At 63.3% G+C, this 10,627-nt stretch carries 9 protein-coding genes; 6 read left to right on the plus strand and 3 right to left on the minus strand.

Annotated elements, in window-relative coordinates; translation table 11 throughout:
- Positions 1–77 precede the first annotated feature (77 nt).
- The 3 genes from K328_RS0121775 to K328_RS0121785 all read left to right on the plus strand — a co-directional run bounded on the left by K328_RS0121775 (position 78) and on the right by K328_RS0121785 (position 3,103).
- Positions 78–245 (plus strand): hypothetical protein, encoded by a 168-nt coding sequence (locus tag K328_RS0121775; protein WP_156901547.1) that lies wholly within the window; start codon positions 78–80, stop codon positions 243–245.
- A gap of 254 nt (positions 246–499) precedes the next feature.
- On the plus strand, positions 500–1,354 hold the full coding sequence (locus K328_RS0121780) for a D-amino-acid transaminase (protein ID WP_028467771.1): 855 nt from the start codon (positions 500–502) through the stop codon (positions 1,352–1,354).
- Positions 1,355–1,585: 231 nt separating this feature from the next.
- Entirely contained in the window at positions 1,586–3,103 is a 1,518-nt protein-coding gene (locus K328_RS0121785; protein ID WP_028467772.1) for a DHA2 family efflux MFS transporter permease subunit, read from the plus strand.
- Here K328_RS0121785 and K328_RS25435 read toward each other — a convergent pair.
- A complete protein-coding gene (locus K328_RS25435) occupies positions 3,100–4,224 on the minus strand; it encodes an HlyD family secretion protein (protein ID WP_169721257.1) in 1,125 nt (374 codons plus the stop codon). The two genes, K328_RS0121785 and K328_RS25435, sit on opposite strands and share 4 nt — an antisense overlap.
- A 242-nt stretch (positions 4,225–4,466) precedes the next feature.
- Between K328_RS25435 and K328_RS0121795 the strand changes: the two genes are divergently transcribed.
- From K328_RS0121795 to K328_RS0121805, 3 genes are all read left to right on the plus strand, one after another.
- On the plus strand, positions 4,467–5,477 hold the full coding sequence (locus K328_RS0121795; protein ID WP_205620726.1) for an LLM class flavin-dependent oxidoreductase: 1,011 nt from the start codon (positions 4,467–4,469) through the stop codon (positions 5,475–5,477).
- Between the two features lie 62 nt (positions 5,478–5,539).
- Positions 5,540–6,421, plus strand: coding sequence for a 2-hydroxy-3-oxopropionate reductase (gene glxR / locus K328_RS0121800; RefSeq protein WP_028467774.1), 882 nt, complete (start codon positions 5,540–5,542; stop codon positions 6,419–6,421).
- A 16-nt stretch (positions 6,422–6,437) separates the two neighbouring features.
- Positions 6,438–6,932, plus strand: a complete 495-nt coding sequence (locus tag K328_RS0121805; RefSeq protein ID WP_028467775.1) for a CinA family protein — start codon at positions 6,438–6,440, stop codon at positions 6,930–6,932.
- Between the two features lie 167 nt (positions 6,933–7,099).
- Here K328_RS0121805 and K328_RS0121810 read toward each other — a convergent pair whose 3' ends face one another.
- Positions 7,100–8,422, minus strand: coding sequence for a ferredoxin reductase family protein (locus K328_RS0121810; protein ID WP_028467776.1), 1,323 nt, complete (start codon positions 8,420–8,422; stop codon positions 7,100–7,102).
- A 272-nt stretch (positions 8,423–8,694) separates the two neighbouring features.
- Positions 8,695–10,627 (minus strand): glycosyltransferase family 4 protein (locus K328_RS25440; RefSeq protein ID WP_156901549.1); only part of this gene is annotated, 1,933 nt, incomplete at its 5' end.

A 10,627-nucleotide genomic window follows, 5' to 3' on the forward strand; every position in this document is an offset into this window, starting at 1 on the left:
TGCTATTTTTACCGTGCCCAATATTCAGGTGCGCGCCTTCAGCAAGAATGCAGCCGGTTTCCAAAGTGGCCGCCGCAATGACAATGATGCGGGTCTCAGCTGCGGGAGAGCACTTCAGATGGATCAAGCCGGGAGGCGGCACCGAAGCCGGGCTCGGCAGGGATGCCGAGCACTGGAACCTGCCGACGGATGCCGTCGGAAACGAGCTGTTCAAGCTTAGGGGGCATACCGCCGGACGGCCATAAATTTTTGCTGTGAAAGGGCCGGCTAATGGCGCCAGCCGGAGTTCGTATTGCAGTGCAAACAGGGCTGGTTTCCGGGACCGGCTGCAGTGTATGGTCGTGATCTCGCTGGCTCTTCGGGGTCTCCGGGACGTCCCCGTGGGCAGGGATGGCCTCGCTGAAATGCACGATGGCCGCGCGCAAGCGCAGATCCCTCGCCCGATCCATCATCTAAGGATCGGCCCCCGATCCGCCACCCGGTTCTTGAGGTTTACAGAATGCGTACTGTCTTTGTTAACGGCAGCTATGTCCCGGAGAACGAGGCCCAGATCTCGATCTTCGACCGTGGCTCGCTGTTCGGCGATGCCGTCTATGAGGTGACATCGGTTCTCGACGGCAAGCTGGTCGAATATGAAGGCCATATGGCGCGCCTGCGCCGGTCTCTGGACGAGCTGAAGCTGCCATCTCCGGCGACCGACGAGGAACTGCTCGAAATTCATCGCGAGCTGGTGAAGCGGAACGACCTCACCGAGGGGCTGATCTATCTGCAGATCTCCCGCGGTGCTGCCGACCGGGATTTCCTGTTCCCGGGCCCGGAAGTGAAGCCGACCCTGCTGATGTTCCCGCAGAAGAAGTCCCTGATCAACAGCGCGCTGGCCGAGCGCGGCCAGAAGATCATCCTGGTCGACGATCTACGCTGGCGCCGCTGCGACATCAAGACCGTTCAGCTGCTCTATGCCTCCATCGTCAAGAACCAGGCGCACGATGCCGGTGCGGACGATGCCTGGATGGTGCTGGACGGCGAGATCACCGAAGGCTCTTCCAACAATGCCTATATCGTCACCGAGGACGGCACCATCGTCACCCGTGACCTGTCGACGGACATCCTGCACGGCATCACCCGCAAGTCGGTTCTGCAATGCGCGGCCGAGCTGCAGCTGAAGGTCGAGGAGCGCCCTTTCACCGTCGCCGAAGCCAAAGCGGCCAAGGAAGCCTTCTCCACCTCGGCCACCAGCTTCGTCAATCCGGTGATCGAGATCGACGGCGCCACTATCGGTGAAGGCAAGCCGGGCCCGATCGCCCGGCGCCTGCGCCAGGTCTATATCGAGAGCAGCAAGGCCGCCGGTATCTGATCGCTGGTCCAAACGTCGATAGACTGCTGGAGGGGAGTCCGCTGAAGCGAGGCTCCCCTCCAGCTTTTCGAGCGGCAGATACAAGAACGGTTCGTTCAATCCGGGTGACGGTCCTGCGACACGACACTCTTTCCACCTAAATCCCTCGCACTCCCGCATTTTCCTCTCTTAAACTGACCAGACCAATGAGAGCTCCCGGAGTAACGGGCGGCCCAACGGAGGAAGACGTCCATGTCGGCTGTGACGGCAGCAGCGGCGGTGGAGGAGAACAGCAGCTACAAGGTGCTCGTTCTCGTCACCATGGCCTGCGCCTGCATGCTCTACGCGCTTACGCTAACCATCGTGAACGTTGCCCTGCCGCAGATGCAGGGCGCCTTTTCGGCGACCACCGAGGAGATTTCCTGGGTGGTGACGCTGAATGTGGTGGCGACGGCGGTGGTGACGCCTCTGACCGGCTCTCTGGTTGCCTGGGTCGGGCAGCGCCGGCTGCTGATCCTATGCCTTTCCGGTTTCACCTTCGCCTCGCTCGCCTGCGCCATGGCGACCTCGCTCGAGGCGGTGCTGTTTTTCCGCATTATTCAGGGCGCCTTCGGCGCGCCGGTGGTGCCGCTGAGCCAGGCCATCGTGCTGCAGGTCTGGCCGAAGGAGGAATACGGCAAGGCGAATGGCTATCTCGGTATGTCGGTTGTCATCGGTCCGGCCATCGGGCCGTCGATCGGCGGCTGGCTGGCGGAGGAATACAACTGGCGCTTCGTCTTCTTGATGATCGTGCCGTTCAGCCTGCTTGCGCTCGCCGGTGTGATGCGCTGGATCCGCGAGGGCGGCAAGACGGCGCTGCCGCGTTTCGACTATCTGGGCTTCCTGCTGTTCTCCGTCGCCATCGTCGCGCTGCAGCTGGTGCTCGACCGGGGCGAGCGGGAGGACTGGCTGCAATCCGGGACCATCGTCACGCTGTTGATTGTGATGTGCGCCGCCTTCGCCATGTTCATCGCCAACAGCGCCTGCGTCGACCGGCCCTTTGTCCGTCCCGTGCTGCTCAAGAACCAGAATTTCGTGGTCGGGCTCTTTCTGGTCTTCGTCTATGGCGCGGTGAACTTTACCCCGCTGGTGTTGCTGCCGCAGCTTCTCCAGACCTATCGCGGCTATCCGGACACGCTGATCGGCCTGGTGCTGGCAATGCGCGGGGTCGGCATGATCGCCGGGTTCTACGCGGCGGCAAGGATGGGGAAGATGGATCCGCGTATCGGGCTGGTGCTCGGCACGCTGGCGATCGGGACGAGCGGCTGGATGATGAGCCTGTATGATCTCAATGTCGGGTTCTGGGCGCTGGTCTGGCCGAGCATCCTGCAGGGCATCGGCTGCGGGCTGATGTGGGTGCCGCTGTCGATGGTCAGCTTCTCGACGCTGGACCGCGCGCTGCTGCCGGATGCAACCTCGCTGTTCCACCTGATCCGCAACATGGGGACCAGCCTCTATGTCGCCGCCAGCGTCTTCGTTCTTGTCCGCACCAGCAAGGTGCGCTACGCCGAGATGGTCGAGGGGATCGGCCCGTTCGAGGAGCGGCTGAAATTCCCGGAGGCGGTCGGTAGCGGAGCGGTGCAGTGGATGGACAGTCTCGGCCTGATCGCCGGGGAGGCTTGGCGCCAGTCCGCCCTGATCGGCTTCAGCAACTGTTTCCTGCTCTATGCGCTGACCTGTTTCGCCACGCTGCCGGTGCTGGTTTTCGTGAAGATCCGGCGGGACGACTAGCGGGTACTTTCGGCCGCCCGGGCAAGCCATGTGTCGGTCAGCGCGGCGAGATTGTCGACGAGATTGCGCTGGCGTCCGGTATCGACGGAGATTTTAGCGCTCATGCCGGCCCGGAGCTGCGGCAAATCGGGGTTCGGCTCGACCGTTATGCGCACCGGCAGGCGCTGCACCACCTTGACCCAGTTGCCTGACGCATTCTGCGGCGGCAGAGCGGAGAATTCGGCGCCGGTGGCCGGGCTCAGACTCTCGACCCGGCCGACCCAGACCGCATCGGGATAGGCATCGACGCGAACCTCGACCGGCTGGCCGATGCTGATGGCATCGAGTTGGGTTTCCTTCAGGTTCGCCTCGATCCAGACCGCCCCGGTGCCGATGATGCCGAAGGTCGGCGTGTCGGCCTCGACCCATTCGCCGGCCTGCAGCCTCATCCGGGTGACGATGCCGGTCACCGGCGCACGGATTTCCGTATAGGCCAGATCAAGCTTCACCCGCTCGATCTCCGCATCCACCTCAAGCACCTTCGGGTGGGTCTCGACCGGCTGGTCCGGCGCTCCACCGAGTTTGGCGAGCACGACCTGTCGTTTTTCCTGCAACGAGCGGAGGCGCTGTTCGGCTGTGTCGCGCTCCATCTGCATCTCGTCGAGCTTGGCCTCGGTCCCGGCAAAGCTTTTCACCAGCCGCTGCTGCCGTGCGACCTCCTTGGCGTAGAACTTCACCCGGGGGCCAATCTCGGCCATCTCCGCGGCGATCTGGCCGAGCTCTGCCTTCGTCGCCAGCAGCTCGTTGCGCACCGCGCCGCGCCGGGCTTCCGCCATCCTGAGCTGAACCTGATAGGGTTGCGGATCGATCCGGAACAGCAGGTCGCCCTCGGCCACCGCGTGGTTGTCGCCGACCCGGACCTCGACGGCGCGGCCGTCGATATTCGGGCTGACGGCGATCACCGGCGCCTTCACATAGGCGTTCTCGGTGGTGATGTAGCGCCCGGTCTCCGCGTACCACCAGGCACCGACCATGAAGGCAATCACAGCGATGCCGCCCAGCAGCACGAGCCTGATCAGGGCACGGCCCCAGCGTCGGCGGGCATTGGGGGTAGGTGGGAGTGTGTCTTTGCTGTCGCTCATGACCTGCGGCGGGAACCTTGTCAGAAGTGAATCGCCCCCTGCGCGTGGCGGCCGGGAAGAATGATTCGGCAAGATTAGGCAGGCTGGCTTTGGGACGCCAGTGGAATGCGGCGGCATTCCGCGCTGTGGCAAGGTTACGCGCGGGGAAGAGTCTCGTGGTGGATCGGCAAGGCAGGTCCGCGTGAAACCCTCTATGCTTTTCCTCCGAGTTTTTCCAAGCTCTCGCCAGAAGGAGCCCGCCCATGTTGCACCTTTCCGTTCTCGACCAGTCCGTCGCCGGTGTCGGCAAACCGCACGGCCAGACTATCCGCGATACCGTGGCCATGGCCGAGCTGTGCGAGGGCCTCGGCTACAAGCGCTTCTGGGTGTCCGAGCACCATTCCCACCCGACCATCATCGGCACCGCGCCGGAGATCCTGCTGGCGGCCATCGCCATGCGGACGGAGCGCATCCGCATCGGCTCGGCCGGGGTGATGTTGCCGCATTACGCGCCGCTGAAAGTGGCCGAGCAGTTCCGCGTGCTGGAAGCCTTCGCGCCGGGCCGGATCGATCTCGGCCTCGGCCGCGCGCCCGGCTCGGACGGCCGGACCTCGCTCGCGCTTAACCCGGCGGCAGCAGAACGCCCGGCCCAGTTTCCGAACGACGTGCAGGACCTGATGGCCTGGGTCAGCGGCCAGCCGCTGCCGGAAGGCCATCCGTTCGCCGCCGTCCGGGCCAACCCGCAGGGCGAGACCTCGCCCGAGATCTGGATGCTTGGCAGCTCGCTTTACGGCGCCCAGGTGGCGGCCCATTTCGGCCTGCCTTACAGCTTCGCCTGGTTCTTCACCGAAGGGCAGGGCGGTCCGGAAGCGATCCAGATCTACCGCGACCGCTACCAGCCGAGCGAACGCTTTCCGGAGCCGAACCCCGGCATCTGCGTCTGGGCGCTGACCGCCGAGACCGAGGAGGAGGCGCAATACCACTTCACCTCTCGTGCCCGCTGGCAGCTCTACCGTGACCGTGGCCGCTACACTCCGCTGGAAAGCGCCGAGGTGGCGAAAGCCGCGGCCTATTCGGAAAGCGAGACAGCACGGATGGACGAGTTGCGCGGCAAGGCGATGGTAGGCACGCCGGAGAAGGTGGCCGAGCAGATCAACGCGCTGGCGAAGCGGCTCGGGATCGAGGAAATTGCGGTGGTGACCTGGGCGCATGACGAGAGCGTGCGGCGGCGCAGCTACGAGCTGCTGGCGGCAGAATTCGGGATGACGGCATGAGCCGCGGCACGGCACAGTGACGCGAACGCGCGAAGAATAAACGCAACGGAGGAGACACACAGATGAGCAAGCTTGGTTTTATCGGCCTCGGCATCATGGGCGTGCCCATGGCGGGACACCTGATCGCGGCCGGTCATGAGGTTTTCCTGAACACCCTCAATCAGGTGCCGCGCAGCCTGGTTGACGCCGGCGGCAAGGCCTGCCCGAGCGCCGCCGCAGTCGCCAAGGCGGCCGACATCATCTTCATCATGGTGCCGGACACGCCGCAGGTGGAAGAGGTGCTGTTCGGCGATGATGGCGTCGCCGAGGCGCTCTCGGACGGCAAGACCGTGGTCGACATGAGCTCGATCTCGCCGCTGGCGACCAAGGAGTTCGCGACGAAGATCAACGAGCTCGGCTGCGAATATATTGACGCCCCGGTGTCGGGCGGCGAGGTCGGCGCCAAGGCGGCAAGCCTGACCATCATGTGCGGCGGCTCCGAGAAGGCCTTCAAGCGGGTGAAGCCGCTGTTCGAGCTGATGGGCAAGAACATCACGCTGGTCGGCGGCAACGGGGACGGGCAGACCTGCAAGGTGGCCAACCAGATCATCGTCGCCCTGACCATCGAAGCGGTTGGCGAGGCCCTTCTATTCGCCTCCAAGGCGGGTGCCGACCCGGCCAAGGTGCGCGAGGCCCTGATGGGCGGCTTCGCTTCGTCGAAGATCCTGGAGCTGCATGGCGACCGCATGGTGAAACGCAATTTCGATCCGGGCTTCCGCATCGAGCTGCACCAGAAGGATCTGAACCTGGCCCTCTCCAACGCCCGCGAAATGGGCCTCAGCCTGCCGAACACGGCGACGGCGCAGGAACTCTTCAACGCCTGCACGGCGCATGGCGGCAAGGCGTGGGACCATTCGGCGATGGTGAAGGCGCTGGAACTGATGGCGGATCACGAGGTGGCGTGAGGGGAGGGTTTTCAGGATGGTTGCATTGGAGAGGCTCGGGGAAGCCGCCGGAAGGTTGCTGAAGGCGCGCGGCGAGACCATCGCCGTCGCCGAGTCCTCCGCCGGTGGACTGATATCCGCGTCCCTTCTGGCGGTACCGGGTGCTTCGGCCTATTTCGTCGCCGGCGGCGTGATCTATACCCACAAGGCGCGCGAGATCTTCACGGATATCGAGCTTGAACAGCACCCGGGCATGCGCTCCTCCTCCGAGCCCTACGCCGCCCTCTTGGCCGAGACCATGCGGCGGCGCATGGACACCACCTGGGGGCTGGCGGAGACCGGTGCCTCCGGCCCGAGGGGCAACCGCTACGGCGATGCCGCCGGGCACACCTGCATCGCGCTCTCGGGGCCGGTGACGAAGGTTTTCACGCTGGAGACCGGTGACGGCGACCGGGAAGCCAATATGTGGCGTTTCACCGAGGCGGCGCTGGATGCCTTGGTGTCGGCCCTCGACCAGCCGATGACCGCCTGAGGCGCCCAAGATCATTATCTTTCGCCGCGTATTTCTTCGGCCCGTTGTGATTGGCAGCGGGCCGGGCCCTATCGCAGCGCAAAGACCAGAATGGCGAGGAGGATCAGGGCGCTGGTCCCCCAGACGCCGGCCTGGATTCTGTGTCGCAACTTCACCAGCCCGGCCTCCTAATCATAATAAAACTGCTCGGCGAGGATCTGCTGCGCCGGAACCCCGTGCGCCAGCAGGGCGTCTTCGACAGTCTCCAGCATGGCGGGCGGCCCGCACAGGATATAGAGCCAGTCGCAAGCGTCTTCCGCTGTAAAGACCTGCCCGATGGTCTCCCGGTCGATCAGCCCGACCCTCCCGGCCCAGCCCGGCGCGGGCTCCGACAGGACGTGGATGACCTCTCTGTTCGGGCGCCCGGAAAGCGCTTCCAGCTCGTCCGCGTAGACGATCTGCTCGGCGGTGCGGTTGCCGTAGAGCAGGGTGATCGGGCGCGGGTCGTCTTCGGCGCGGAGCTGCCGCGCGATGGAAAGCAGCGGCGCGATGCCGACCCCGCCGGCGATCAGCGCGATACCCGTTCCCGTGCGCCCCTTGAGCGTGAGATTGCCATGCGCGTTGCCGAGCCAGGCGACGGTGCCCGGCGCAACGTCTCCGATATGCCGGGTGGAATCCCCGGCTTCCTTGATGACGAAGCGGACATCGGGGCGGTCGGCCGGGGCCGAACTGATCGAGAACGGGTTTTCCTGCAATGAGAACGGGCTGTGCCCGAGCTTGAGCCAGGCGAACTGCCCCGCCTCGAAGGCGAGCGCGTCTCCGCGCCGGGGCCGTACGGCCAGCTCCCATGTCCTGAGCGCGATCTTCCGGACCGAGGTGACCTCGTATGGCCGGCGCGCTTCCCCGAGCGGCGCGATCGCATAGGTCCAGACCAGCGAGGCAAGGGCGAGGGTGAGCAGCACAAGCCAGAACCCGGCGAGCCATGGATCGGCACTGTACCGCCCCGCCTCAAGCGCGTGATGCGTCACCGCCGCCGCGATCACCACCGCACCCGCGGCATGCATCGCCCGCCAGACCTCGTAGCGATAGGGCAGCTGGTCCCGGAAAATCGACATCAATACGAAGCACGGCAACGCCACCCAGGCAATCAGCCCGGTGATCAGCGAGCCGGCATCGAGGCCGAGCGTGAACTGCCCCGTCGGGTCCCACGGCAGCGGCGTGCCGAGAAACTCCGCGCTGTAGAGATAGGGGTGAACAAGCACGAAAATCAGCGCCGTGCGCGCCACGAGCTGATGAAACCGCATGGTCACATCCATCCCGATCCGCCCCGAAATCGCCCGGAACCGCCCCGAAAGCACGAACTCGACCAGCAAAATGGCAAACGCCGTCATGCCGAGCCCGGTGGCGATCTCGTCGAGCAGGGGGCGCGGGGGCAGGTTTTGGAGTGCGCCGAGGAGAAGGGGCATCACCGTGATGACGAGATAGCCGGCGAAGAGGATTATGGGGTGCATGTTGTCCTCTCTCTGGGACCGTCATCTGGGCTCTCTGTTGATTGGGAGGACACATTACCGAATTAGCGTGCGGTGTTATGGGTTTGTTTTGAGGCTGGGGAGCGGGTGGGTGGGGTGAGAGGGACGGGTGCTACAGTGATCGAGTGTCGTGTCCACTGTTCGCTTAATTTGCGGATAACTTAGCGCCCCGTAAGCAATTGTGGCGAGGTTGACATCAGATCAAGAAGAACAAAGTAGCCTCTGTCGGATCATCATCGACTTGAGCGATCGCGTCACGCCGTCAGTTCCGCCAATAAATTTTTGGCTCCGTTTAGCCATGTCTTCCTGACCATTAGAGAATCGCGCATTTCTGCCGCCCTTTTGAACGACGCCTCGCGATCGGAGAGCATGCGGTCAATGGCGCCTGCCCAGCGATCTCTCACTTGCTGGTCATCGCCATTCATCTCGACGACGACACGGGATGCCTGCTCGGCCGGAAGTAGTTCCTGTAAAAGCTGTCCTAACCCACTCTCGGCGCTCAGCAAGACCGGTGCTCCCGCGATAATGGCTTCAACCCCAACCAAACCAAAACCCTCGGCCCTCGATGGCATCAGAATAAGGCTGGCGCGCCGAAGGTCAGCCTGCAGCATTTCATCAGACACGGTAAAGGCCCGCACCACAATGCTAAGTCTAGCGTTGCCGACACAATTGAGTAAATCAGCATGCAGTTGATCCATTTCAGTCGGCTTGGCACCGCGGATGACAAGTTCGAGTTTTGGAAGGCCGAAAGCCCGTTCCCCGGATGCTTTCGCAACCGCTGAAGCTGCCGTATCTAACCCTTTCAAGTGAGTATCCTCTGCTCTGCCTAAAAGCAGGACTTGCCAAGGATTGCCGTTGGGAGGGGAGCGTTGTTCGGTTTTCCCTATATCGAACCCCGGATCGAACCGCAGAGGAGCGGGAGTGTCGGGATAACCGGCGAGATAGGTCGAGAAGCGTCCGTGTAAACGCGGCCCGACCGCGACTACGCGTGCTGCAGTTTGTCCAAGCTTCTCTTCTGTTTCGGTGCGCTCCTGCGCGCGTACCGTGGCCTGATCCGCACGATCAATTTTGTAGGGCTCAATCTCGTCCGGTGCCATGTGTACGAAGTGTATTCGGCGGGTAGTCGGGTATTGACTCACCTCCAGCGCAGCTGCCGCTGGACCAGTAATCCGGCCGTGGCCGATCAGGAAGTCCGGAACGAAACCTTCGAGACCGGGCGGCTTGCTAACCAGCCTCTGCTCCTCGGTTAGGCCTGGGATGCGGGTGGCCTCGATGAGGGTGACGTCTTGGTGTGCCGCCGCTGCGATTTCGTCATCCGTAGCCTCAAGCACGAGACAGGCGACCTTTGCCCCAGCCTGCGCGAGCGCGATGCAGAGTTGTCGGTTGAACGTGCTCAATCCGCCCCGTCCCGAGGACCATTCGGTGGCTACGGTGAGGACGGACAACATATTATACCCGCTTGCCAAGCCCCGTTTGGCCTCATCAGGACATGTTGACCCAGTTGGCAAAACGACGCATTCAGTGCCGGTACCTCCGTTGAAATAATGACGCCGGATAAGGGGGGCGTTCAGGCCGCTGATTGCCGAGGGAACCAGCGGGAAGTGGTAAGATAGAGCCGAGCCTAACTCCCGGCAGGACTGTTCCCAATAACCCAGCAGGGTCTCGATCTTCACCTCAACTTCATCATGCGCGCGGCCGACGTAGGCGTCGAGGTAGTGTTGGGATAGTCGAGTGTTGCCGTCTTTGAGTTCGATTGCCGCCTTTAGCCAGGCTTGGCTGGACCCTTTGCTGCCGTACTCCTCTAAGGGGTGTTTTCCGAGTAGATCTCTTGCGCGGTCAGTGTCCCCAGCCGCGAGGGCCGCGAATGCGCCTTGAACCAGAAGGGCGATGTAGCGCGGAAATTCCTGCCGCCCGGTCTCGGCCAGCGCTACGGCTCTGGGAAAATCTTCGAGTGATATCGACAACATGATCTCGAAGAGTTGAGCTTGCTCAGGGGGGAACTTAAAGTCTTTGACAAGATCGAGACGTTCCATGCCGGTTGCTATAAGAATTGCACTCTCGAAGGTTTTAAAACTGTTCGAGCGATCGCCAATGCGAACGTTTCCCTCGCGGAGCAGGGTGATGGCCTCTTCCGCCTTGCCGTCCCGGTCGAGAATCTCGGCCGCCGCCTGGTAGAGCGAAAACAGG

The organism is Nisaea denitrificans DSM 18348 (assembly GCF_000426505.1).
Taxonomy (GTDB): Bacteria; Pseudomonadota; Alphaproteobacteria; order Thalassobaculales; family Thalassobaculaceae; genus Nisaea; species Nisaea denitrificans.